The 22615-nt window shown below is 69.7% G+C and carries 23 protein-coding genes and 1 tRNA gene; 13 read left to right on the top strand and 11 right to left on the bottom strand.

Annotated elements, in window-relative coordinates:
* Nucleotide 1 precedes the first annotated feature (1 nt).
* The 12 genes from RAH40_RS07370 to RAH40_RS07315 all read left to right on the top strand — a co-directional run bounded on the left by RAH40_RS07370 (nt 2) and on the right by RAH40_RS07315 (nt 10702).
* On the top strand, nt 2-475 hold the full coding sequence (locus tag RAH40_RS07370; RefSeq protein WP_306601446.1) for a hypothetical protein: 474 nt from the start codon (nt 2-4) through the stop codon (nt 473-475).
* Between the two features lie 101 nt (nt 476-576).
* Nucleotides 577-1134 carry an HAD family hydrolase gene (locus tag RAH40_RS07365; RefSeq protein ID WP_306601445.1) on the top strand — a complete coding sequence of 186 codons (558 nt, stop codon included), beginning with the start codon at nt 577-579 and terminating at the stop codon, nt 1132-1134.
* Nucleotides 1134-2294: an MFS transporter gene (locus RAH40_RS07360; RefSeq protein ID WP_306601444.1), complete on the top strand. Its 1161-nt coding sequence runs from the start codon at nt 1134-1136 to the stop codon at nt 2292-2294. Before RAH40_RS07365 ends, RAH40_RS07360 begins: the two co-directional genes overlap by 1 nt.
* Before the next feature lie 44 nt (nt 2295-2338).
* Nucleotides 2339-3076 (top strand): DNA/RNA nuclease SfsA, encoded by a 738-nt coding sequence (gene sfsA / locus RAH40_RS07355; RefSeq protein WP_306601443.1) that lies wholly within the window; start codon nt 2339-2341, stop codon nt 3074-3076.
* A 67-nt stretch (nt 3077-3143) separates the two neighbouring features.
* Entirely contained in the window at nt 3144-4247 is a 1104-nt protein-coding gene (gcvT, locus tag RAH40_RS07350) for a glycine cleavage system aminomethyltransferase GcvT (protein ID WP_306601442.1), read from the top strand.
* A 60-nt stretch (nt 4248-4307) separates the two neighbouring features.
* Nucleotides 4308-4694, top strand: coding sequence for a glycine cleavage system protein GcvH (gene gcvH, locus RAH40_RS07345; protein WP_306601441.1), 387 nt, complete (start codon nt 4308-4310; stop codon nt 4692-4694).
* Nucleotides 4695-6419: a lytic transglycosylase domain-containing protein gene (locus tag RAH40_RS07340; RefSeq protein ID WP_306601440.1), complete on the top strand. Its 1725-nt coding sequence runs from the start codon at nt 4695-4697 to the stop codon at nt 6417-6419.
* A gap of 50 nt (nt 6420-6469) precedes the next feature.
* Nucleotides 6470-6545: transfer RNA gene (locus tag RAH40_RS07335), tRNA-Ala, on the top strand.
* Nucleotides 6546-6592: 47 nt separating this feature from the next.
* Nucleotides 6593-8554, top strand: coding sequence for a ribosomal protection-like ABC-F family protein (gene abc-f, locus RAH40_RS07330; protein WP_306601439.1), 1962 nt, complete (start codon nt 6593-6595; stop codon nt 8552-8554).
* Nucleotides 8555-8592: 38 nt separating this feature from the next.
* Entirely contained in the window at nt 8593-9192 is a 600-nt protein-coding gene (locus RAH40_RS07325) for a thymidine kinase (RefSeq protein ID WP_306601438.1), read from the top strand.
* A 50-nt stretch (nt 9193-9242) separates the two neighbouring features.
* Complete coding sequence (locus tag RAH40_RS07320) at nt 9243-10043, top strand: type III pantothenate kinase (protein WP_306601437.1); 801 nt, start codon at nt 9243-9245, stop codon at nt 10041-10043.
* The gene (locus RAH40_RS07315) at nt 10028-10702 is read left to right on the top strand and encodes a biotin--[acetyl-CoA-carboxylase] ligase (protein ID WP_306601436.1); all 675 of its coding nucleotides are present in this window, start codon (nt 10028-10030) and stop codon (nt 10700-10702) included. Before RAH40_RS07320 ends, RAH40_RS07315 begins: the two co-directional genes overlap by 16 nt.
* A gap of 325 nt (nt 10703-11027) precedes the next feature.
* Here RAH40_RS07315 and RAH40_RS07310 read toward each other — a convergent pair whose 3' ends face one another.
* From RAH40_RS07310 to RAH40_RS07265, 10 genes are all read right to left on the bottom strand, one after another.
* Complete coding sequence (locus tag RAH40_RS07310) at nt 11028-11426, bottom strand: DoxX family membrane protein (RefSeq protein ID WP_306601435.1); 399 nt, start codon at nt 11424-11426, stop codon at nt 11028-11030.
* A gap of 26 nt (nt 11427-11452) precedes the next feature.
* The gene (locus tag RAH40_RS07305; RefSeq protein ID WP_306601434.1) at nt 11453-12217 is read right to left on the bottom strand and encodes a LytTR family DNA-binding domain-containing protein; all 765 of its coding nucleotides are present in this window, start codon (nt 12215-12217) and stop codon (nt 11453-11455) included.
* Entirely contained in the window at nt 12214-13272 is a 1059-nt protein-coding gene (locus RAH40_RS07300) for a sensor histidine kinase (RefSeq protein ID WP_306601433.1), read from the bottom strand. The genes RAH40_RS07305 and RAH40_RS07300 overlap by 4 nt, the downstream gene beginning before the upstream one ends.
* A gap of 1 nt (nt 13273) precedes the next feature.
* Complete coding sequence (locus tag RAH40_RS07295) at nt 13274-13996, bottom strand: LiaI-LiaF-like domain-containing protein (protein WP_306601432.1); 723 nt, start codon at nt 13994-13996, stop codon at nt 13274-13276.
* Between the two features lie 29 nt (nt 13997-14025).
* Nucleotides 14026-14151: a hypothetical protein gene (locus RAH40_RS07290; protein ID WP_306601431.1), complete on the bottom strand. Its 126-nt coding sequence runs from the start codon at nt 14149-14151 to the stop codon at nt 14026-14028.
* Nucleotides 14152-14512: 361 nt separating this feature from the next.
* Nucleotides 14513-15127: a YigZ family protein gene (locus RAH40_RS07285; RefSeq protein WP_306601430.1), complete on the bottom strand. Its 615-nt coding sequence runs from the start codon at nt 15125-15127 to the stop codon at nt 14513-14515.
* 48 nt (nt 15128-15175) lie between these two features.
* Nucleotides 15176-16621: a NapC/NirT family cytochrome c gene (locus RAH40_RS07280; protein ID WP_306601429.1), complete on the bottom strand. Its 1446-nt coding sequence runs from the start codon at nt 16619-16621 to the stop codon at nt 15176-15178.
* 57 nt (nt 16622-16678) lie between these two features.
* Nucleotides 16679-17335: a hypothetical protein gene (locus RAH40_RS07275; protein WP_306601428.1), complete on the bottom strand. Its 657-nt coding sequence runs from the start codon at nt 17333-17335 to the stop codon at nt 16679-16681.
* Between the two features lie 13 nt (nt 17336-17348).
* Nucleotides 17349-18038 carry a leucyl/phenylalanyl-tRNA--protein transferase gene (gene aat, locus RAH40_RS07270; RefSeq protein ID WP_306601427.1) on the bottom strand — a complete coding sequence of 230 codons (690 nt, stop codon included), beginning with the start codon at nt 18036-18038 and terminating at the stop codon, nt 17349-17351.
* 13 nt (nt 18039-18051) lie between these two features.
* Nucleotides 18052-20142: a SpoIID/LytB domain-containing protein gene (locus RAH40_RS07265; RefSeq protein WP_306601425.1), complete on the bottom strand. Its 2091-nt coding sequence runs from the start codon at nt 20140-20142 to the stop codon at nt 18052-18054.
* A 226-nt stretch (nt 20143-20368) separates the two neighbouring features.
* On the opposite strand from RAH40_RS07265, the gene RAH40_RS07260 reads away from it, so the two are divergent.
* Nucleotides 20369-20611 (top strand): hypothetical protein, encoded by a 243-nt coding sequence (locus RAH40_RS07260; RefSeq protein WP_306601424.1) that lies wholly within the window; start codon nt 20369-20371, stop codon nt 20609-20611.
* A gap of 268 nt (nt 20612-20879) precedes the next feature.
* On the opposite strand, the gene RAH40_RS07255 is transcribed toward RAH40_RS07260, so the two are convergent.
* On the bottom strand, nt 20880-22490 hold the full coding sequence (locus RAH40_RS07255; RefSeq protein WP_306601423.1) for an aldehyde dehydrogenase family protein: 1611 nt from the start codon (nt 22488-22490) through the stop codon (nt 20880-20882).
* Nucleotides 22491-22615: the final 125 nt, after the last annotated feature.

The raw sequence follows: 22615 nt of genomic DNA, 5'->3' as shown, positions 1-22615 counted from the left end.
CATGTCGGAAGGCCCGGTCTACCTGACCACCTTCATCGAAGGCGTGCTCGTGCACGGATCGGCCATGCCCTTCGTGCTCCTGGTGCCCTCCGTGCACCCCCCCCACCGGGGGCTCCTCATGCCGCCCCAGGTGCCGTGGTCCCCGGGCTACCTGCCCCCGGCCCTCCTCCAGGCCCAGATCGACGCCACCTGGAAGATCCCCTTCCGCTTCCACGACCCTTCCCGGCTGCCGGTGGTCTTCGACGAGCGCACCTCCCGGCTCCCGACCCCCTGGCTCCTGCGCCTGGAGGGCCTCGAGGGCCAGCAGCGGCTCTACCTGACCCACCTCCTGCGCACCAAGGCGCCCGAGGAGCAGGTCCCGCCGCCCCCCGAGGGCGGGCAGTGGGTGGGCGAGAAGGCCCTGGCCTCCCTGGACCTGGTGCCCGGCGTCCGGCGCCTTTGCCAGGCGGCGCTTTCGCTGGTGAAGGAACTGTAGGCGGATTCGGCGCACGTCCAGGGTGCCCGGCCCGTGGCTGCGGAGCAGCGGGACTGTGGCATCATGCCATTCGGGAGTGATGCATGGTTCAAGGGGCATTCATGACGGCGCGGCCGGCGGTCTTCATCGACAGGGACGGCACCCTCAACGTGGAGGTGGGGTACCTCCACCGCGCCGAGGACGTGGTGCTGGTGCCCGGGGCCGCCCAGGCCCTGGCCCGGCTCAACGCCCTGGGCATCCCCGTGGTGGTGGTCACCAACCAGAGCGGCATCGGCAAGGGCCGCTACGGCTGGGACGAGTTCAACGCGGTGATGGAGCGCATCGCCGAGCTCCTGGCCGAGCATGGCGCCCGCATGGACGGGATCTACGCCGCTCCGCATCACGAGCGGGGCCAGGGGGACTACGCCCATCCCGACCATCCCGACCGCAAGCCCAACCCCGGCATGCTGGTGCGGGCCGCCGAGGAGCACCGGCTGGACCTTTCCCGCAGCTGGATGATCGGCGACAAGGAACTGGATCTGGACGCCGGCCGCAACGCGGGCTGCAGGTCGGCCCTGGTGCGCACCGGCTACGGGTCCCAGGTGGACGGCGCCCGGGCCGACCTGGTCGCCGCGGACCTGGCCGAGGCCGTCGACCGCATCCTGGCCCAAGGCTTCTGATGGCGAAACTGGCCCCCAAGTACGCCGCGCTGGTGGTGGTGGGCCTGGCCTTCTTCGCCGACACGGTCGTCTACGCCATGCTGCCGCCGCTCCTGCCGGAGTACGCGCGGCTCCACGGACTGAGCCAGACCCAGCTGGGCTTCCTCTTCGGAAGCTACGCCGGGGCCCTGCTGCTGGCAGCGCTCCCCCTGGGCACCTGGGCGGACCGCCGCGGGCGCCGCGGACCCTTCCTGGGGGGCCTGGTGGGCTTCGGGGCAGCCACCATCCTCTTCGCCTTCGCGGGGAGCTTTCCCCTGCTCCTGGTGGCCCGGGTCCTCCAGGGCATCGCCGCGGCCGCCACCTGGGTGGCGGGCCTGTCCATGGTCGCGGACCACTTCCCCTCCAACCAGCGGGGCAAGGCCATGAGCACGGTCTTCGCCTGCGCCAACATCGGCCTGTTCCTGGGCCCGGCCTTCGCGGGGTGGATGACCCGCGTCTGGGACATCCGCGCCGCCTTCCTCTTCGCCGCGGGCCTGGCGGTGCTGGACGCCGTGGTGCGCCTCACCCTCCTGCCCGCGGACCCCCCGGCCCAGCCCTCGGGGACGGGCTACCTGGGCCTCCTGAAGGACGGCACGGTGCGGGTGTTCGCGGGAGCCATGGTCATGGGCTCGCTCCTGGGGGCGGTGCTGGAGGCGGTGCTGCCCCTCCACCTGTCCCTGCACCTGGGCATGGACGCCATGGCCATCGGCCTGGCCTTCACCACCACGGCCCTGGCCAGCATCGTCACCTCGCCCCTCGTGGGCCACTGGACCGACCGCCGCGGGCCCCGGGGGCCGCTGAGCCTGGGCATGGTGCTGGCCGCGGTCCTGCTGGCCACGGCGGCCGTCCTCCCTGGCCGCGCGGCCGTGTACGCCTTCATGCTGGCCATGGGGAGCACCTGCAGCCTGCTCATGTCCCCCTGCGGGCCCGCCCTGGCCGGGCACGTGGAGGGGAAGGGGAGCACCGACTTCGGGTCGGTGTTCTCCCTGCTCAACATCGCGTTCTCCCTGGGCCTGATGGTGGGCCCCATGGCGGGGTCGGCCCTGGCGGACCTGGTGGGACTCAAGGTGGCCATGGCGGTGCTGGCCGCGGCCTTCCTGGCCTACCTCCCGGTCCTGCGGACCGCCAGCCGGCATAAATAATTTAATCATGTTGCCAAGGCGGGCTCCCCGGCAGACTGGTACCTATGCTGATCCGGAAAAAGGGCCTCGTGCCCGGAGTCATCCTCAAGCGGTACAAGCGTTTCCTCGCCGACGTGGAGCTGGAGGACGGGTCCGTCGCCACGGCCCACTGCACCAACACCGGCACCATGGCCACGTCCTGGGAACCGGGCGACGCCGTGCTGCTGGAACCCAGCGCCAACCCCGCCCGCAAGCTGGCCTACACCTGGCTGGCCTGCAACCGCGGGGGGGCCTGGGTGGGGGTGGAGACCGGCATGCCCAACCGGGTGGTGGCCGAGGCCGCCCGCCAGGACCGCCTGCCGGGCCTGCCCGGACTCCATTCGGTGCTCACCGAGCAGAAGTACGGCGACGAGCGGAGCCGCATCGACGTGCTGGCCCGGGACGCCGAGGACCGCTGCGTCTACATCGAGGTCAAGAACGCCACCATGCGCGTGGGGGACCTGGCGTGCTTCCCTGACGCCGTGAGCCTGCGCGGCGCCAAGCACCTGCGCGAGCTCCGGGCCATGGTGCGCCTCGGGCACCGCGCGGCCATCGTGTTCTTCGTGCACCGGGGCGACGTGACGGGCTTCGACGCGGCGCGGGAGATCGACCCGGACTACGCCGCCGAGCTGGACCGGGCCCTGGAAGGGGGCGTGGAGATCCTGCCCCAGGCCGTGGCCCTGGAGGCCCGGCGGGAGCCCGGAGGGCTCTGGAGCCTGGCGTGGGACCTGCCGGGTGTGCTTCCCTGGCTCCGGAGGATGTGAAAACCCCGGGGTATGACCTACAATCAAAGATCCGATACGTTCAACTTGCCCAACTGATGGAGAAGCCATGTCCGAACTCTTGAAGACCCCCCTCAACGCCGTCCACCGGGCCCTCGGGGCCAAGATGGTGGACTTCGGCGGCTGGGACATGCCCGTCCAGTACCCCGCCGGCATCATCGCCGAGCACGTCGCCGTGCGCACCAAGGTCGGCCTTTTCGACGTGAGCCACATGGGCGAGATCCGCGTCAAGGGCCCCCAGGCCATGGCCTTCCTGGACTGGCTCACCCCCAACGCCGTGGTGAAGCTGGCCCACGGGCAGATCCACTACACCGCCTTCCTGTACGAGAACGGCACCTTCGTGGACGACCTGCTCCTCCACAAGATCGCCGACGACCACTTCCTGCTCGTGGTGAACGCCTCCAACGTGGACAAGGACTTCGCCTGGGTGAAGGAGCACGCCGCCAAGTGGGACGTGGAGGTCACCAACGAAAGCGACCAGACGGGCCAGGTGGCCCTCCAGGGACCCCTCTCCATCGACGTGCTCCAGCCCCTGGTGGACATCGACCTCTCCCAGATCAAGTACTACTGGTTCGCCTTCGGGAAGTTCAAGGGCATGCCCGTCATGTTCGCCCGCACCGGCTACACCGGCGAGGACGGCTTCGAGATCTACTGCCCGGCCGAGAAGACCGAGTGGGTCTGGAACGAGCTCATGCAGAGCGGCAAGCCGCTGGGCCTCGTGCCCACCGGCCTGGGCTGCCGCAACACCCTGCGCCTGGAAGCCAAGATGGCCCTCTACGGCCACGAGATCGACGACACCACCAACGCCCTGGAAGCGGACCTGGGCTGGATCATCAAGCTCAACAAGGGCGAGTTCCTGGGCCGGGAGGCCCTGGCCACCCTCAAGGAGCAGGGCTTCAGCCGCCGGCTGGTGGGCTTCCGCATGCTGGAGAAGCGCGAGATCGCCCGCGACCACATGGACGTCCTCGTGGACGGCAGGAAGGCCGGCTACGTCACCAGCGGCTCCCCCAGCACCACCTGCGGCTTCAACCTGGGCCTGGCCTACGTGCCCGTCAGCCACGCCCCCCTGGGCTCCCGCATCCACATCGACATCCGCGGCAAGGCCTGCGAAGCCGAGGTGGTTCCCACTCCCTTCTACAAGCGCGCCAAGTAGTTGCACCTGGCCACCCCTGACCGGCCCACCGCGGCTAGAATCATCCCTCTGGAGGAATCCATGTACCCCGCCGACGTGAAGTACACCAAGAACCACGAATACCTCAAGCCCCTGGGCGACGGCACCGCGCTGGTGGGGATCACCCACTACGCCCAGGAGGCCCTGGGCGACGTGGTGTTCGTGGACATGCCCGAAGTGGGCGCCCGCTTCAAGGCCGGCGACGAGTTCGGCACCGTGGAGTCCGTGAAGACCGTGTCCGAGATCTTCATCCCCTCCGCCTGCGAAGTGCTCGAGATCAACGGCGAGCTCGAGGCCCACCCCGAGTACGTCAACGAGGACGCCTACGGCAAGGGCTGGATGCTCAAGATCAAGCTGGACGGCGCCCTGAACCCCGAACTGCTGGACGCCGCGGCCTACGAGGCCCTGGTCAGCGCCGAGAGCCACTGAATGACCTGGCCGGCCCCGGATAGCCCCCGGCGATTCCGGGGCCGGCTTCTCGCCCTGCTCGTGGCCTGCGCGGGCCTGGGTGCCCTGGCCTCCGCGCCGCCCCAGCCGCCCAAGACCGCCTCCGCCAAGGCCCGGCCCGAAGTGGCCCGGCTCAGGACCCTGGTGGAGGACGGCGAGCGCAACGCCCGGGAGAAGGACTGGGACGCCGCCTCCACCCGCGCCGAGGAGGCCGAGGTGCTCGTGGCCGACTGGCCCGCGGAGGCCCTGGAGACTCCCGAGGTCAAGGCCCTCCTGGACCGGCTCCTGGAGCTGGAGCAGCACCTGCCCGACAGCGAGGGCGTGCCCGCCACCCCGGATCCCGGCCTCAAGGAGGCCACCGAGGTCGTGCCCCTTTCCGGCGAGGCCCTGAAGGCCGAACTGGAGCAGGTCAAGGGCGGCACCGAGGGCGCGCTGTACGACTTCCCCATTGACCTCAACGACAAGGTCCTGGCCTGGGTCCACGAGTTCACCACCAGCAAGCGGGGCTTCATGGAGCGCACCCTGTCGCGGGCGACCATGTGGCTGCCCATGGCCCGGCAGATTTTCGCCGAGGAGCGCATCCCCCAGGACCTGGCCTACCTGGCCGTCATCGAATCGGGCTTCATCAACAGCGCCCGGAGCTACGCCCAGGCCGTGGGCATGTGGCAGTTCATACGCTCCACCGGGCGCATCTACGGCCTCAACGGCAACGCCTGGGTCGAGGAGCGGCGGGACCCCGTCAAGGCCACGCGCGCATCGGCCCGCTACCTGCGCCGCCTGTACGAGACCTCCGGCGACTGGTACCTGGCCCTGGTGGGCTACAACGCCGGCCCCCTCACCACCGACCGCGCCGCCCAGAACCTGGGCAGCCGAAACTTCTGGGACATGGCCCGCAGCCGCTGGCTCCGGAACCAGACCAAGAACTACGTGCCCGAGCTGTGCGCGGCCATCCTCATCGGCCACGACCCCCAGCGGTACGGCTTCAAGGTGGAGCAGCTCCAGCCCTACGCCTACGAGACGGTGGAGGTGGACAGGATGACGAGCCTCGCCGTCCTGGCCCGCTACGCCGGCACCGACGTGGAGTCCCTCAAGGAGCTGAACCCCGAGCTCCTGCGTTCCAGCACGCCCCCGGGACGCTACAGCCTGCGGGTGCCGCCGGGCCTCAGCGGCGCCACGGCCCGTGCCCTGGCCAGGATCCCCGCCGGCCAGAGGCTGGACTTCCAGAGCTACAGGATCCGCAAGGGCGACACCCTGGCCAAGGTGGCCGCCAAGTTCAAGCTCAGCCCCGAGGACCTGCTGGAGGCCAACGACCTCAAGAAGGCCCAGTTCAGGGCCGGGAAGGTCATCAAGGTGCCGCCCCCGCCCCCCGCCCCCATCGACACCCGCGACCTCCTCACGCCCGTGGAGCGGAGCCAGGTCATCGAGGACCACCCCCTGGAGGCGCTGCCCGCCATCCCCTCCCCGGCCCCGGAGGCCCCTGCGCAGGCCGCGCCGGCCGCGGACCTGCCGCCGGTGCCCCAGGCCGTCAAGACGCCCGCGCCCAGGCCGGCCCTGGAGGCCCGCCCCAAGACGCACCTGGTCAAGAAGGGCGAGACGCTCTACGCCATCGCCACCCGGTACGGCGTGGATGTGGAGCATCTCCGGAAGTGGAACAAGATCAAAGGGAACCGTATCCAGAATGGGCAGAGGCTCCGCCTTGGCCCGTGAATTTCCGCTTGCGGTTTTCTCCATCCGGTGGCATGATTATTACTTCCCCCGGGGCTATAGCTCAGCTGGGAGAGCGCTTGCATGGCATGCAAGAGGTCAGCGGTTCGATCCCGCTTAGCTCCACCAAAACAGAGGCCACCAACCCGGTGGCCTCTTTTCTTAAAAAAACAGATATGCTCGCCAGCCTCAACCACGCCTTCCTCAGCTTCGGCCCCCACGAGGTGCTGAAGGACGTCACCTGGGCCATCCAGGAGGACGAGTGCTGGGGCGTCATCGGCCGCAACGGCGCCGGCAAGAGCACGGTCTTCAAGGTGCTGCTGGGCGAACTGGAGCTGGACAACGGCACCGTGGTGCGGCCCACCGCCGAGCGGGGCATCCGCGTGGGCCACTACGCGCAGGACCTGGTGCCGGCCACCGGCGGCACCATCCTCGAGGAGGCCATGGCCGCCTTCGGGGACGTGGAATCCCTGCAGCACGAGATGCGCGACCTCGAACACCGCATGGCCGAGCCGGGCGTGGACCTGGACGCCGTGATGGAGCGCTACCAGAAGGTGCAGGAGGCCTTCGAGCGCCTCGACGGGTTCACCATCCGCAGCCGGGCCGAGAGCATCCTGTTCGCGCTGGGCTTCGCGCCCGAGCTGATGGAGAAGAACGTGCTGGAGCTCAGCGGCGGGCAGAAGAGCCGGGTGATGCTCGCCAAGGCCATCCTCCAGGGCCAGGACCTCCTGCTGCTGGACGAGCCCACCAACCACCTGGACCTGCCCAGCCTGCGCTGGCTGGAGAGCTTCATCAACGGCACGAACGCCACCGTGGCCGTCATCAGCCACGACCGCTACTTCCTCGACCGCATCGCCACCAGCATCCTCGAGATCGAGCTGGGCCGCAGCCGCGCCTACGAGGGGAACTACACCGAGTTCATCGAGAAGAAGGAAGCGGAGATCGAGATCGCCGAGCGCCATTTCGAGCGCCAGCAGGAGTACATCAAGCGGCAGGAGGACTACATCCGCCGCAACATCGCCGGCCAGGACACCAAGATCGCCCGGGGCCGCCGCACGCAGCTCTCCAAGATGCAGCGCCTGGAGAAGCCCCTCAAGGACCGCCGCCGCATCAAGTTCAGCTTCCCCGAGACCCAGCGCAGCGGCGACACCGCCCTGGTGCTGGACAAGGCCTCGGTGGGCTGGGACGGGGTCCCGCTGTTCGAGCCCCTGGACCACTTCCAGGTCAAGCGCGGGCAGAAGCTCGCCATCGTCGGCCTCAACGGCACCGGGAAGTCCACGCTCCTGAAGGCCATCGCCGGGGAGATCGAGTTCATCACGGGCGGCTCGCGCCTGGGCAGCCAGGTGAAGCTGGGCTACTTCGACCAGCACCACAAGAACCTGGATCCCCGCAACACGGTCTTCCAGCAGATCCAGGCCGTGATCCCCATGGCGCCCAAGCAGGACGTGCTGGGCTTCCTGGCCAAGTTCTCCTTCCGCGGCGACGAGGTGGACAAGCCCGTCACCGTGCTCTCCGGCGGCGAGCGCGCGCGGCTCTCCGTGGCCACACTGATCCGCGAGGGCGTCAACCTCCTGCTGCTGGACGAGCCCACCAACCACATGGACATCCACTCCATGGAGGCCATGGAGGACACCATCCTCAGCTTCACGGGCGCGGTGGTGGTGGTGACCCACGACCGCTACCTCCTGGGGCGTGTGGCCGACAGCATCCTGCGCGTGCACGAGAACCGGACCGAGTTCCGCGAGGGCGGCTACGAGGACAACCAGGCCTGGGTCGACCTGGACATCGGCCAGGAGCCCGCGGAGGCCGAGGTGGAGGAGGAGAAGCCCCGGCGCAAGCCCGAGCCCCCCAAACCCCAGCCCCAGAAGTCCCAGCCCCAGAAGCCGCAGCCCATCGACCGCGAGCGCCAGAAGACCGTCAAGCGCTGGGAGCGCAAGGTGCAGGAGGCCGAGGCCGCGGTGGCGGACCTGGAAGGCCGTCTCGCCGGGCTCGCCAGGGAACTGGCCGCGGCGGACCCCGCGGACTGGGAGGTCTTCGGCGCCAGGCTGGGCGCCCAGAAGGCCCTCGAGACCGAGCTCGCCTACGCCATGAGCGCCTGGGAGGAGGCCCAGACCGCGCTGGAGGAAGCCCAGAAGTAGCCGCTATACTGGCGTATCCATTCGATGGGGGTACCAGGGTGACTGTCTTCTTCCGATACGGCGCGATGAACGCCGGCAAGAGCATCCAGGTGCTCACCGTCCGCTACAACTACCACGAGCGCCACCAGAGCGTGCACCTCTACAAGCCCAGCGTGGACACCCGCGAGGGGGCCAACCTCATCCGCGCCCGCATCGGCCTCGAGGCCCCCGTGGACGCCATGATCAAGCCCGACACCGACATCTTCGAGCTCCACGCCGCCACGGTGGCCGGGAAGGGCGCGCCCAACTGCATCCTCATCGACGAGGCCCAGTTCCTCACCCGCGAGCAGGTGGTCCAGTTCTGCGACCTCTCCGACCGCACCGGCATCCCCGTCATGGCCTTCGGCCTGCGCTCGGACTTCCGCGGGGAGCTCTTCCCGGGCTCGGCCGCGCTGCTGGCCCTGGCGGACCGCATCGAGGAGCTGAAGACCATCTGCTGGTGCGGCAAGAAGGCCACCATGAACGCCCGGATCGTGGACGGGAAGGTGGCCCTGGAGGGCCCCCAGGTGCTCATCGGCGGCAACGAGAGCTACACCGCGCTGTGCCGCAAGCACTGGAAGGAAGGCATCAGCGCGCCGCCCTCCCCATTACAGGCCTAATGGATTGATCGGCATCGCGACGTAGGCCATTCTTGGAGGTTGGAGCACCTATGAGCCTTCTGCTGGCCGTGGACGTCGGCAACACCAACATCGTCCTGGGCATCTTCGACCTCGCCGCGGGGGACGCGGGCCCCATCCTGCATTCCTGGCGCCTGGCCACGAGCCGGGAGCGCACCGTGGACGAGTACGGCCTGTCCAGCCTCGCCCTGCTCAAGCACGCTGGGATCGATCCCGCGGCGATCCGGCACGTGGTCATCTCCAGCGTCGTGCCGCCCCTGCATCCGGTCCTGGACGCCTGGCTCCGGGTCTACTTCAAGGCCGAGCCCCTCTGGATCGAGCCCGGCATCAGGACGGGCCTCAAGGTCCTGCTGGACAACCCCGCCGAACTGGGCGCGGACCGCATCGTCAACGCCGTGGCGGGCCTGGAGGCCTACGGCGCCCCGCTGATCGCCGTGGACTTCGGCACCGCCACGACCTTCGACGTGGTCAACGACAAGCGCGAGTACCTGGGCGGCATCATCTGCCCCGGCCTGAAGATCAGCGCCGAGGCCTTGTTCCAGCGCGCCTCCCGGCTGCCCCGGGTGGAGATCGCCGAGCCCGAGCGCCTCGTGGGGCGCTCCACCATCCAGGCCATGCAGTCCGGCCTCTTCTACGGCTACGTGGGCCAGGTGGACGGCATCCTGGAACGCCTGCTGGCCGAGTTCCCGGGCTCCAAGGTGGTGGCCACCGGCGGCCTGGCCAAGGTCATCGCCCCCGCCAGCCGCTTCATCCAGGAGGTGGCCCCCGACCTCACCCTGGACGGCCTGCGCATCCTCTGGCTTAAGAACCGCAAGCCATGCCCCTCCCGCTGATCCGCCTGGGGGTGGTGGATTCCACCCAGGCCTTCCTGGAGCGCCACCCGGAGCTGGGCTGCTGCGGCGTCCTCGCCGGCGAACAGCGCCTGGGCCGGGGCCAGGCCGGCAACACCTGGGTGAGCCGCCCCGGCGCCGGGCTCTGGCTATCCGCATGCCTGCCCGCGCCCCGGGTGCCCCCCGGCCTCCTCCTCCAGCGGGCCATGGCGGCCGTCGTGGAGGTCCTGGAGCCCTCCGGGGCCCCTCTGGGCCTCAAGTGGCCCAACGACCTCGTGGCGCGCAAGGAGGGCCGCCTGGTGAAGGTGGGCGGCATCATCGGCCAGGCCAAGGGGGACCGGGTCCTCCTGGGCCTGGGCATCAACCTGGAGCAGGCCCCCGACATCCCCGGCCGGAGGATCCCCCCCGCCTGCCTCCGGGACCTGGCCACCGGCCCCGTCCCGGCGGCGCCCGCCCTGGCCCGGGACATCCTGGACGCCTGGGAGGACCTGGAGATCCTCCGGGTGCCGCCCTTCCTCTGGCCTGGCGCCGGGGACGCCGTCCGATGGGAGGAGGGGCAGGGTGTCTGCGTGGGTTGGCTGGGCGACGGCCGGCTGAGAGTGGAACTCGCCGGCGGGGGTTTTGCCGATCTCACGGCAGGGGATGTGTCCGGCCTGGCCTAAGCTACATAGGCGTCACAACATGTAATGGCGATGCACCTATGCCGCCAGAAATACATGTACCTAATACCGTGTTCCAGGCACCTGCCAATGGGTGACGGAATGGCACATGCCGGGCGGGTTGATCCACAACTGGCCGCTCAAGGATGGCGGGATCAGGAGGGTGGTCAACCCCAGAGCCTGATCCCTTCGGCGATCCTCGGCTCCTCGGCGCCTCGGCGACAAGCATTTCCCCACAGCCTTCGAACGGATGGGATTCTGCAAACCCGAAGATCCTCTTGCGCCTTTCGCCGCGTTGGAACGGATTGCCACATTTATTTCTGGCGGCCTACCCGAACAGCGTCCGGAAGGCCGCGCGACGGGTCCAGGCCATGTAGAGCTCCAGGACCAACGCCACCATCCCGGGCCCGATGCCGGAGGGCAGCAGGAAGACGTGGAAGCAGATGATGTTCACGATCACCGGCGCCAGCAGCGTAAGGGCCAGGGGCACGAACCGGCCGAGGAGAAGCAGGACCCCGGCCACCACCTGGGTTCCCGCGACGAGCTGGAGCAGATAGCCGGTCTTCATCATCGCCCCCGCGAAGGCGGCGGCCCCTTCCGGCATGGGCGCCGTGGGCCTGGGGAGGAAGTCGAGGAAGCCGTTCAGGCCGGTGACCGTAAAGAGCAGGCCAAGTACCAAACGAGCTGCAATGGGTGCGGCCTGGGAGAGGAATCGAGGAAGAGTCATTTGGGCCTCCCTTCCTTGGATGCCGGTCAGACGCTTCCTTTCTCCAGCATCGTCTTCAGCCGAGCGTACCCGCTCTTGCTCACCGGCAGGCGGGTCCCGTCGTGCAGCACGGCCACCCAGCTCTCCGACGGCGTCTGCTCCAGGCGGGCCAGGCGGTCCAGCTGGATGATGAAGCTCCGGTGGATGCGCAGGAAGCGGTTGGGGTCCAGGCGGGTCTCCAGGCTGGAGATGGTCTGCTGCTTGAGGTGGCTCTTCTCGGGGGTCTTCAGGAGCACGTAGTCGTCCTGGGCCTGCACGTAGTCCAGCTTGGCCAGCGGGATGAGGGTCACCTTGGTGCCGTCCTTGACCACGAGGCGGTCCAGGGGCCAGTCGCTGCGGGCGGCGTCGGAGAGCTCCGCGGGCTGGGGTCCGGCGGGGGCGCCCTGGTCGCATCTCGCCTTGGCGCGCACCAGGGCCTCCTCGAACCGCTCGGCGTCGAAGGGCTTGAGGAGGTAGTCCACGGCGTGGACCTCGAAGGCCTTCAGGGCGTGCTGGTCGTAGGCGGTGATGAACACGACCGTGGGCTGGGGGTCCAGCAGCTCCAGGACCTCGAAGCCGTTGAGCTTGGGCATCTGGATGTCCAGGAACAGGAGGTCGGGCTTGTGCTCCGTGGCGGCCTTGACCGCCTCGAAGCCGTTGGCGCAGCTGGCGACGACCTTGATCTCGGGATGGACGCCCAGGTGCTCGGCGACGATGGCCCGGGCCAGGTCCTCGTCGTCCACGACGATGGCGGTGTAGGTTCTCTCGTTCATGGCTTGACCTCGCTTGGAAAGACCATCCGGACCCGGTGGACCCCGTCCGACGTGCCCGCCTCGAACCGCATGCGGTCCCCGAACCGCATCTGGAGCCGGCTCCGCACCTGCCTGAGCCCGAGGCCCAGGCCGGGCACGACCGGGGTGTCCGCATCCACGGGGTTCTCCACCAGGAGCTCGAGCACGTTGCCCTCCCGGCGGGAGGCCACGCGCACCACGCCGCCCTCGGTGAGGCCGGCGATGCCGTGTTTGATGGCGTTCTCCACCAGGGGCTGCAGGAGGAGGGCGGGGATCGGCTCGCCCAGGGTGGACGGGTCGATCTCCCACTGGACCTGGAGCCGGCTGCCGAACCGGATCTGCTCGATGGAGAGGTAGGCCTTGAGCAGGTCCACCTCCTCCGACAGGGAGACCAGGCGCTTCTCCCCCAGGCGCAGGCTGCCGCGCAGGAAGTCCGAGAGGAGGATGCACATGGCGCGCGCCCTGGGAGGGTCGATGGTGGTGAGGGCGCTGATGGAGTTGAGGCTGTTGAACAGGAAGTGGGGGTTGAGCTGGGCCCTGAGGGCGCGGAGCTCGGCGTCCTGGGCCAGGATGCGGAACTCCGCCTCCCGGGCCTCGGAGAGCTTGCCCAGGTCCACGGCGTCCAGGAGGTAGTGGAGGGTGAGCGTGGCCAGGTAGAGCACCACGCCGATGCCCAGCAGGGTGGGCAGGGCCGCCTGGGCCCGGTGGTAGAGCCCGGCCAGGGGCGTCAGCTTGTCCAGGCACCAGGCCAGGGCCACGCCCGCCCAGGCCCAGAGGGCGGCCATGATCACGGCCGCCAGGATCCACGCGGTCCAGTGGCTTCCCAGGCGCGTGGACCGCAGCGGCAGGGCGCGGCACAGGTACCAGGAGGACAGGAACAGGAACGCCCCCCCCGCGCACATGGGCACCCCGAGCACCAGGGCCTCCGCGAGGCGCCAGCCCTGGCTCATGGCCACGAAGGTCAGGAGCGCCACGATGGGGACCCACCCCAGGAGGTAGGTCCCCAAGCGGGCGCGGCTGCTGGTGATGGGGTTCACGTCAGTTCATTACGGTGAGGCCGCCGAACAGGACCAGGCCCGTGACGACCAGGTGGACCCGGGGGGCGTCCCCTTCGGCCGAGGGCATGTGGAGGGTCTTGTCCTCGAAGCCGCCCAGCATCGCCGTGCCCTTCATGGACACCGCCCAGTGCTGCGGGATCTTGATCTCGCCGCCGCCGAAGAGCACGAAGACGTCCACCCGCACCTGGTTGCCCTCGACGGTGGCCTGGCGCAGGTCCAGCTCGAACCCGCCGAAGATCGCCGTGAGCTCCCCGCCCTTGAAGTCCTGGTGCGTGACCCGGCGCTTGTTCCCGCCGAAGATGGCCGTGGAGGAGATGAAGCTGTCGTGCGCCGCCAGGTCGGGGGGGACGCCGCGGTTCTTGCGCAGGGCCTTGGTGACCAGGAAGACGCCCACGGCGACGATGAACAGGGGCCCCATGGCGTTGGCGAGGCTGTCGCTGCCGAAGTTGTGGATCAGGATGAAGCCGCCGGCGAGGATGAAGAGGTAGCCCGAGATCCCCTTTTCCGCGGAGCCGCGGCTCAGCTTGCCGATGCCCACGATGATCAGGATCACCGGCCAGAGGTTCAGGAAGAAGTGCTCGTGGTCGCGGACGAACGGCAGGTTGTCCAGGGCCGCGAGGATGCCGAAGACGATGATGGCGATGCCGATCCACAGGCGGGTGGAGTGGGGCTGCGGTGCGGGGGTCTCGTTCATCGTTTGCATGGATCTCTCCAGTAAAGCCTAGCAGATCGTCAGGAGCGGCCACTTTTCTGTGCGCTGTTCATGGGGATGAGGGCGACCAGGGTCGGGGTGAGCAGCGCGGAGAACCACCAGAGGGCCACGGGGCAGCAGTCGATCACGCCCTGTATGAATTCCATGGTTCCAACCTCCCTGCATCCAGGCTACGGAACGCAGGGGCCCGGGGGAGGGGCCATTCGGCGAACGCCGGAGCAGGATCGGCGAACGGCCCTTAGAGGGTGTCTGCTAAAAGGAAGGCCCCGCGATGATGGCACCGGCCATGGCAGGACAAGGACCGCGAGGAGAGCGATTCGGGTAATCGGTCGACGAGTGGAACGCTGGACTGCCGTGGCCGCTGCCATCACCCGAAGGGCGGCGCCCAGAGGCCCGCTTCTCGTGTGCAAGACCCTTGAAAGTATGACTTATACTTCCTGCGGGCCTTGCGCTCGATAATCGGGCCTCTGGACGCCGTCGCGGGGCCTTCCTTTTAGCAGACACCCTCTAATCCCAGTCCACGCGGCCGCCGCGGCTGCGTTCCAGCCAGAGCGCGGCCAGGGCCGCCTCCCGGGCCCCGTCGGCCGTCAGGGGCAGGCGGAACCGCAGGACGGCCTCCTCCCCGCGGAAGTCCTGGCCCAGGATCTCCGCCTCCGGGAAGGCCCCCAGCACGGAGAAGGGCAGGTGGGCCTGGCCGGGTCCCGCGGTGATCGAGCCCTGGCGCCAGGCCCTCACGGTCTCCAGGAGGCCCTGTTCCCGGGCCAGGGCGACGGCGCCCTGGACGCCCTCCGTGTAGGCCCTCACCAGGCCTCCCGTGCCCAGCTTCGTGCCTCCGAACCACCGGATGCACACGGCCAGGACGTCCACCAGGCCCTCGCCCTCCAGGACCCGGAGCATGGGCGGCCCGGCGGTGCCCGAGGGCTCCCCGTCGTCGTCCGAGCCCTGGGCCCCGCCCAGCTCCCGCCAGGCCGCGCAGTGGTGGTTGGCGTCGAAGTCCCGCTTGCGCAGGCGCGCCAGGATGGCCTCCCGGGCCGCGGCGTCGCCGGCGGGGTGGAGCTCGGTCAGGAAGACCGAGGCCTTCTCCCTGAACTTGTGGACGGCGGGTGCGACGGGGCGCTGCATGTCTTCCAGGATGCCAAAAAAAGCTCCCGTTTCCGGGAGCTCTTTTGCCTACTTCGTGCCGAGGTCCTGGAGGATCTTCGGGTTGGGGTCGTCCTGGGCCAGGATGGTGTGGCAGGTGTCGCAGTCGCCGGCGATGGTCCTGCCGTCCTTGCTGACGTGGCTGCCGTCGTGGCAGCGGAAGCACCCGCCGTCCTGGTGGCCGATGTGGTTGGGGTGGGTGCCCCAGGTCAGCTTCATCTCGGGCGAGACGTTGCGCAGGTAGGCGTCCTTGACGGCCACGGCCGCGGCCTCGATCAGCGCCTTCTTCTCCTTGTACACCTCGGGGTAGTTGGACTGGTAGAAGTCGACCAGGGCCTTGGGGATCCGGGCGGTGGCGTCGTTCTGGTCCCTGTACTCGACCTTGAGGACCTCCACGCCCTTCTTGTGGATGAAGGGGATGTCGCGGCTGACCAGGCCCTCCTGGATGCGGCGGTCCATGGCCCACTCGGGGCTCTCGAAGGCGTGGGTGGGCCGGTTGTGGCAGTCCACGCAGTCCATGCCCCGCTGGGGGAGCTTGGCGAGCTGCTCGGGGGTGAGCTTGGTGTCCGTGGAGACGTACTCGACCGACTGGCCCTTGTCGTCGCGGTAGATGACCCGGGGGATCACCTGGCGCCGCTCGTCGCCCGCGGAGTAGGTGATGCGCTCGGAGGTGTCGATGTGCCGCCCGTGGATGCCGGTGTTGGCCTCGCCGCTGCGGCCGCCGATCTTGAGCATGAGGACGGTGATGGCCGGCGTGTTGGCGATGTCGTCGCCGTAGTGGGTCTTCACCAGGATCTTGTTGCCGTGGAACTTCTGCGGCCAGTGGCAGGATTCGCAGGTCTCCTTGGCGGGGCGCAGGCTCTCGACGGGGCTGGGGATGGGCCGGTGGTAGTTGTTGAAGACGACCCCGAACAGCTGGCGCACGCCGGCGAGCTTGGCCCTCATGAAGGAGTCCGCGCCGGGGCCGATGTGGCACTGGGCGCAGCCCACCCGGGAGTGCGGCGAGTCCACGAAGGCCCGGTATTCCATGATCATGGGCGTGTGGCAGGTGAGGCCGCAGAACTTGCTGGAATCCATGTACTCCACGCCCCGCACCGTCGCCACGCCCAGGAGGGCGATGTTGAGGACGGTGGCCACGGCCACCACGGTCAGGACGTGGCGGATGTGCCGGGTGGTGAGGTCGACCTTGGGCATGACCTCCGGCGCCTCGCCCGCCTTGGCCATCTTCTTGTATTTGAGCCACATGCCGAAGGGGATGAGGACCAGGCCCACCAGGAACAGCAGGGGCAGCAGCACGAAGAGCAGGATGCCCACGTAGGGCAGCGCCGAGTGCGGGCTGGCCAGCTCCCGGAACCAGGACCACAGCAGCGTGAAGCCCGTGGCCGTGGTGAGGATGCCCGCGCAGATGCTCACCCAGTTGTCGCCGTAGAAGAAGGCGTGCCTGAACCACACCGTGAGCCGATCTCTCCAATCCATGGTCAAACTCCTATTCGGACAAGAATATCCGATATTGAACCTGTTGGGAACGAGGCATTAGATCACAAATTCGGGGGGAGCGCCGAGCTTGCGCAGACTTCGGGACAGGCGTTCGCGGTAGCGTCCGGCCAGGTCGGCGCCGGGCAGCCACCGGGCCTTGTCCCAGTCCAGGGCCAGGACCTGGCCGTCCGGCAGCACCTGGAAATTGGTGGCGTTGAGGTCCGGGGCATAGAGGCCCCAGGCGCACAGGGCCCCGAGGAGGGCCCGCACCTGGGGCAGGGCGGCCTCGTCCCAGGTCCGGGGCCACGGCGCGCCCCCGGCGAAGCGGGTGAGGAAGGCCCCCTCGCAGCCCCAGAGCCGGGGCCGGAAGGCCCACCCCAGCGGCTCGACGGTGGGGAAGCCGGCTTCCCACAGGGCCCGGTGGATCCGGTACTCCCGCTCGAAGCGCTCCGGCCCGGGGTAGATCGACGCGTTCATGTGGCGGACGAGGCCGCCCCGGCGGTAGGGGCGGATCACGGCGTCCCCGCACCGGTAGACGCCGCCACGCCCGAAGGACCCGCCCAGGGGCTCCGGGGCGCCTGCCAACTCCAGGCCGGGCGCCGCCGCCAGGGTCCACAGGCCCTCCCGGCCCGGCAGGGCCGCGGGCCGGGCCTCGGGGACCGGACCCGGTTCCCTGGGCGCGAAAGGCCAGGCGGATGGAAGGGGCGGATGCATGCCCCCCATTAGATCATCCTTCGGAGGTCCACGGCCCCCGCCGCGTGGGAACCCGCAGGGCCTGGGCCAGGAGCGCCAGGAAGGCGTCCCGGTCCACCACCCGCGCGCCCAGGTCCTCCAGGTTGGCGTTGGGCACCTGGCCGTCGATGAGGTGGAAGCCCCAGCCCCAGGCCAGGCGGCACAGGGCGGCGAAGGCCGCCCGGGAGGCGTAGCTCTCCAGGCTGAACATGCTCTCCCCGAAGAAGGCCGCCCCCAGGGACACGCCGTAGAGGCCGCCGCACAGCTCCCCGCCGCGCCAGGCCTCGATGCTGTGGGCGTAGCCCTCGCGGTGCAGGGCGAGGTAGCCCGCCCGGATCTCCCGGGTGATCCAGGTGCCGCCCTGGCCGGGGCGCTCCACCCGGGCGCAGTGCTCCACGACTTCCGCGAACCGGGTGTCGAAGCGCACCTCGAAGGGGTTCCGGGCCAGGGCGCGGCGGGTGCTGCGGGAGAGGTGCTCGTCGCCGGGGAGGAGGATGGCGCGCCTGGGGGGGGACCACCAGAGGATGGGGGAGCCCTCGCTGTACCAGGGGAACACGCCCAGGCGGTAGGCGCCCAGGAGCCGGGGCACCGAGAGGTCCCCGCCCACCGCCAGCAGGCCCTCGGCATCCGGGAACCGGGGGTCGGGGAAGGCCGGGGAGGGGCCGAGGCTGTAGACGGGGCTCATGGGAGGGCCGTCCTCATTCACCGATGGGCGTGATCTGGATCCCCTGGTAGTAGTGCTTCAGGATGCCGTCGAAGGTGGCCCCCTCCAGCGCCATGCCGTAGGCCCCGGTCTGGTCCATGCCGACCCCGTGGCCCCAGCCGCGGCCGTAGATCACCCAGCGGCGGGTGGGCGCTTCGCCCACGGTCGTCATGCGGAAGACGTTGTCCTTGAGGCCCAGGAGGTTCCGGATGTGCATGCCCCGGAAGCGGTGGGGGCGGTTCTGGCCGTCGCGCACGACCATGTCCGTGACCCGGCCCTGGGGGTTGTGGGTGAGCTCGAAGCCGCGAACCGCCTTGATGCCGGCGCGGGTGCGCAGCCGGTCCAGGAGGTCGGCCTCCTTGATCTCCACCTTCCAGTGGGCGGTGGGATTGTAGCGGTCCAGGGCCGTGCCGTCGGGGTCCAGGCGGCGCACCAGGAGGGGCGAACCGCCCGGGACGGGGGTCCACCGCACGCGGTCGCCCACCTGCACCGCGCTCTCGGCCACGAGGCGCAGGCTCCCGCCGGGGGCCTCCTCCGCCACCAGGATGGCGGGGGCCAGGGGCAGGGGGCCGGGGCCGCCGTTCTTCACGCGCACCTGCCCGTCGCGCAGCAGGGTGCCCTCCAGGAATTCCGCGGGCTCCAGCTCCTGCCAGAGGCGCCCCAGCACCTGGAGGGCCTGGCCCAGGGTGGGGGCGGTGCGCCAGAGCGCCGGCGGCGCGATGCCGCGGCGCGCCAGGAAGGAGGCCAGGGGCTGGTCCGCGGCGCCGGGGACCGCATCGCCCAGGAAGTAGCGGGCGTCCTCGGGGCGTTCCTGGCCGTCCACCACGTCCGCGAAGCCCAGGGATCGCGCCAGCCACAGCAGGATGTTCCGCTCCGGGGCCACGGGGGCCCGGCCCAGCCTCGACGCCAGGGCGGCCACGGTGGCCCGCAGGTCGTCCACCCGCGCGGGCTGGGTCATCCGGGCGGTGTCCAGGAAGGCCGAAGGCACCAGCCCCGCGGCGCAGAGGCGCAGCAGTTCCGTGGTGAGCCACGGCGTGTCGCCGGCCACCTCCAGGGCGCCCTTGAAGGTGATCGTCTGGGGCGCGGCCGCGTAGTTGGAGACGCCCTTGAGGTAGGGGCTGCCGTCCCCGAAGACGAAGGTGTTGTCGATGGTGGCCCCGCCCGAGTCGGCCATGAAGAGGGCCTGGATGGGCCTTCCGCCGTAGGTGGCGATGAGGCCGGCGGTCTCGGCCACGGCCCGGTCCGTGAGGGCCTGCTCGCCGTCGCGGCCCCCGTAGACCTGGTCCGCCACGGTGTCCAGGAGGTCGAAACCGTCCTTGGCGCGCTTGCCCAGGTTCACGAACGCGTAGGTGCGCGCCGCCACCGCCTGGGCCTTGAGGGCCTCCAGGGCCGGGTACTCCCAGGCCCCCATCTCCCGGGGCACCACGCCCCGCAGGTAGGTCTCCAGGTCGAGGGTGTTGACCACGGAGAGCCGCCCCTGGGCGTTGGGGAAGATCCGCATGGCGCCGCGGTAGCGGCCCTTGCCCACGATCGTGGTGAGCTCCCTGGCGGGCGCCAGCAGGACGCCCGCGTTGGGCAGGGCCAGGCGCTCGTAGCGCTCGGTGACCGCGTAGAGGGCCCGCGCCTTCCTGGGCGCGCCCTTGCGCTTCTCCGTGGACACCCACAGCTCGTCGTAGCCCTGGGCGGCCAGCTTCTCGAGGATGGGTTCGGCCTCCCTGGCGCTCTCGAAGCGGCCCGTGAGCACGCGCCAGGTGCCGCCGTCGGGCACCTCCACCCGGTCGGGACGCTCGCCCAGGGTGGCCAGCTTCTTCATGACGGCCGTGGCGTCGGCCAGGTTCATGGCGGTGCCCACCTGCACCCGGTACTCGTCGGTGGGATCGGCCTCGCCGCGGCTGTCCCACCAGATCCTCAGCTTCTCGCCCTCGGCCACCTTGAGGATGCGCCGGCCCTCCAGGCTGCGCACCTCGCCGCCGCCTTCCAGGCTGACGATCCACTCCAGGGCCTGGGTGTCCAGCCCCACGCGGATCTGGGGAGCCGCCGCAAGAACGGGCACGGCGAGACAGAGCAGGGCGGGGAGGGATCGCATGGCTCCAGCTTAACGCATGGAACATGAATGATGGGTTCATTGAATGGAGATGCGGCCTGTCCGGTTCATCGGGTGTCCTGGCGACTTCAGCTTGAAAAAATTTCAATAATGGGGAGTTGACATGAATTAGTAGTTAATTAAATTCATAACCGAGACCCGCTCCAGGACCCTTCCCCCGCCCGCACCGCCTCATCCCACCCCGCCGCTTCCTTCCAGGAGGTCCGCCATGCCCATGCCCCGCGCCCTGAAACGTCTCGAGTCCGCCCGGCTCCCGTGGTTCCAGTTCAGGGACCCTGGCCGCTGGCGCCTGGGCCGCGACCGGCACCGGCGGCGCCTCCTCTGGGCCGTGGACTTCCAGAAGGCCTGTCCGGCGCTCTGGCGCCACGGCACGGCGGCGGAGGAGGCCCGCGCCCAGGCCCGCACCGCGGCCAAGGCGGCGGCGAGAAGGCCCCGGCGCTTCCAGAACTAGGAGCCTGTCTACGTAATAGGAGGCCCCGCGATGATGGCACCGGGGCTAGCAAATCAAGGAAGGCGAGGAAAGCCTCAGCGGGACTGCGGTTGACGAGCCTGACGCAGAGTTGCTGGCCCCGCTGCCATCACCCGAAGGGCGGCGCCCGGAAGCGCGCTTATCGTGTGCAAGTCCCTTGAAGGATTGACCTAATCCTCCTGCGGGCCTTGCGCTCGATAATCACGCTTCTGGGCGCCGTCGCGGGGCCTCCTATTACGTAGACAGGCTCCTAGAGCTTCTCCCAGTGACTCGCCTCGTAGGTGTGCTTGATGGCGTAGTCGGTGTGGATCTGGGCCAGCTGCAGGTCCCCTGACGCGTCCTCGTTCACGGCGTGCCACCGGCAGTAGGCGTCCAGGGCCGAGGGGCCCGCCTCGCGGGTGCCGTTGCCGCTCCATCCCATGCCGCCGTAGGGCACGTGGACCTCGGTGCCGGTGGTGGAGTTGTTGATCGACGTCAGGCCCGCGCGGATCTCCCGCGCGAACCGCTGCGCCAGGGCGTGGTCGGCGGTGTAGATGGCGCTGCTCAGGCCGTAGGGCGTGGCGTTGGCCCACTCCAGGGCCTGGTCGAAGCTCTCCACCTGGCAGAGGTTCACGGTGGGGCCGAGGATCTCGGTCTGGAACAGCTTCATCTTCGGGGTGACGCCCTCCCACACGCAGGGCTGCATGAAGTGGCCCTTGGCGAGGGGGCCGTGCACCTTGGCCGTGCGGTTCTCCTCGGTCCACTTCGCGCCGCCGCAGAGCAGGGTCCCGCCCTCCTCGAGGCCGCCGTGCCAGTGGTCCTCGAAGGCCTTGGCGAAGCGGGCGTTGATCATGGGCCCGAAGAAGACGTCGGGGTTGCTGATGGGGTTGCCCAGCTCCAGGTCCGCCACCGCGGCCAGGAAGTCCTCCTTGAACCTGGCGTAGATGTCCTTGTGGATGATGATGTTGCCCACCGAGGTGCGGCGCTGGCCGGCGGTGCCGAAGGCGCCCCACAGGGCCCCGCGCACGGCGTTGGCCAGGTCGCAGTCGGGCATGACCACCATGGGGTTCTTGCCGCTGAGCTCCAGGCTGGGCACCGTCAGGTTGCGGCCCGCGGCCTCGGCGATGAGCCGGCCCACGGTGGTGCCGCCGGAGAAGCAGAACTTCTGGTAGAAGCCCTTGTCCAGGCCCGCCACCACGTGCTTGCCGCACCCCGTGCGCCCCTTGCCGTTCAGGATGTTCACCACCCCGGGGGGGAGGCCCGAGTCCATCATGCACCGCGCGAAGAGGTAGGCGATGGTGGGGGCGTCCTCGGAGGCCTTCCAGACGACCGTGTTCCCGCACAGGATGGCCGGGATGATCCGGGCCGCGGGGGTGGACAGGGGGAAGATCCCGCCGGCCATGACGGCCACCACGCCCAGGGGGCGCCGGTGGACGGTGATGGCGCGCTCGGGCAGCTCCGAGGGGATGACCTGGCCCAGCTGGCGCCGGCCCTCGCCCTGGAGGTAGTGACAGAGGTCGATGGTCTCCTGCACTTCGCCCCGGGCCTCGCGGATGGGCTTGCCCACCTCGCGGGTGATCACCGCGGCCAGCTTCTCCTTGTGGCGGGCCAGGGCCTCGCCGATGCGCCCGACCAGGGCGCCCCGCAGCGGCGCCGGCATGCGGCTCCAGGCCGGGAAGGCGGCGGCGGCGGCCTTGGCGGCCTTCTCCACGTCCCGTTCCCCGCACTCGGGGAAGATGCCGACCGTGTCCCGGGTGTCGATGGGGGACCTGGAGTCGAAGGAGGGCAGGTCGCCCTCCACCTCGCGGCCGCCGATCCAGTTGAACCCGATGACCGTCCTTCCATGGCTCGACACTGAGGGGGGATTGTCCTTCAGGTACATTTCGGGCTCCGGGGTACGTTGAACGTCCCAGGATAGCCGGGAGGGGGGCCCTTTCACACGGGTTACTTGTGACCTGCGACCTTGGACGAAGGGGTGCCACTCCGGCCATACTCTCCTGTCCGGAG

The organism is Geothrix sp. 21YS21S-2 (assembly GCF_030846775.1).
GTDB lineage: Bacteria > Acidobacteriota > Holophagae > Holophagales > Holophagaceae > Mesoterricola.
This window is presented reverse-complemented; position numbering and strand designations above follow the sequence as displayed.

Bases quoted from the DNA above. Each gene is read 5' to 3' on its own strand.
- gcvH (WP_306601441.1), top strand. From the start codon at position 4,308: ATGTACCCCGCCGACGTGAAGTACACCAAGAACCACGAATACCTCAAG.
- RAH40_RS07370 (WP_306601446.1), top strand. From the start codon at position 2: ATGTCGGAAGGCCCGGTCTACCTGACCACCTTCATCGAAGGCGTGCTC.
- RAH40_RS07305 (WP_306601434.1), bottom strand. From the start codon at position 12,217: ATGAACGAGAGAACCTACACCGCCATCGTCGTGGACGACGAGGACCTG.
- RAH40_RS07365 (WP_306601445.1), top strand. From the start codon at position 577: ATGACGGCGCGGCCGGCGGTCTTCATCGACAGGGACGGCACCCTCAAC.
- RAH40_RS07280 (WP_306601429.1), bottom strand. From the start codon at position 16,621: ATGGATTGGAGAGATCGGCTCACGGTGTGGTTCAGGCACGCCTTCTTC.
- RAH40_RS07295 (WP_306601432.1), bottom strand. From the start codon at position 13,996: ATGCAAACGATGAACGAGACCCCCGCACCGCAGCCCCACTCCACCCGC.
- RAH40_RS07265 (WP_306601425.1), bottom strand. From the start codon at position 20,142: ATGCGATCCCTCCCCGCCCTGCTCTGTCTCGCCGTGCCCGTTCTTGCG.
- RAH40_RS07320 (WP_306601437.1), top strand. From the start codon at position 9,243: ATGAGCCTTCTGCTGGCCGTGGACGTCGGCAACACCAACATCGTCCTG.
- RAH40_RS07310 (WP_306601435.1), bottom strand. From the start codon at position 11,426: ATGACTCTTCCTCGATTCCTCTCCCAGGCCGCACCCATTGCAGCTCGT.
- RAH40_RS07315 (WP_306601436.1), top strand. From the start codon at position 10,028: ATGCCCCTCCCGCTGATCCGCCTGGGGGTGGTGGATTCCACCCAGGCC.
- RAH40_RS07260 (WP_306601424.1), top strand. From the start codon at position 20,369: ATGCCCATGCCCCGCGCCCTGAAACGTCTCGAGTCCGCCCGGCTCCCG.
- RAH40_RS07255 (WP_306601423.1), bottom strand. From the start codon at position 22,490: ATGTACCTGAAGGACAATCCCCCCTCAGTGTCGAGCCATGGAAGGACG.
- gcvT (WP_306601442.1), top strand. From the start codon at position 3,144: ATGTCCGAACTCTTGAAGACCCCCCTCAACGCCGTCCACCGGGCCCTC.
- RAH40_RS07285 (WP_306601430.1), bottom strand. From the start codon at position 15,127: ATGCAGCGCCCCGTCGCACCCGCCGTCCACAAGTTCAGGGAGAAGGCC.
- RAH40_RS07340 (WP_306601440.1), top strand. From the start codon at position 4,695: ATGACCTGGCCGGCCCCGGATAGCCCCCGGCGATTCCGGGGCCGGCTT.
- RAH40_RS07275 (WP_306601428.1), bottom strand. From the start codon at position 17,335: ATGCATCCGCCCCTTCCATCCGCCTGGCCTTTCGCGCCCAGGGAACCG.
- abc-f (WP_306601439.1), top strand. From the start codon at position 6,593: ATGCTCGCCAGCCTCAACCACGCCTTCCTCAGCTTCGGCCCCCACGAG.
- sfsA (WP_306601443.1), top strand. From the start codon at position 2,339: ATGCTGATCCGGAAAAAGGGCCTCGTGCCCGGAGTCATCCTCAAGCGG.
- RAH40_RS07360 (WP_306601444.1), top strand. From the start codon at position 1,134: ATGGCGAAACTGGCCCCCAAGTACGCCGCGCTGGTGGTGGTGGGCCTG.
- RAH40_RS07290 (WP_306601431.1), bottom strand. From the start codon at position 14,151: ATGGAATTCATACAGGGCGTGATCGACTGCTGCCCCGTGGCCCTCTGG.
- aat (WP_306601427.1), bottom strand. From the start codon at position 18,038: ATGAGCCCCGTCTACAGCCTCGGCCCCTCCCCGGCCTTCCCCGACCCC.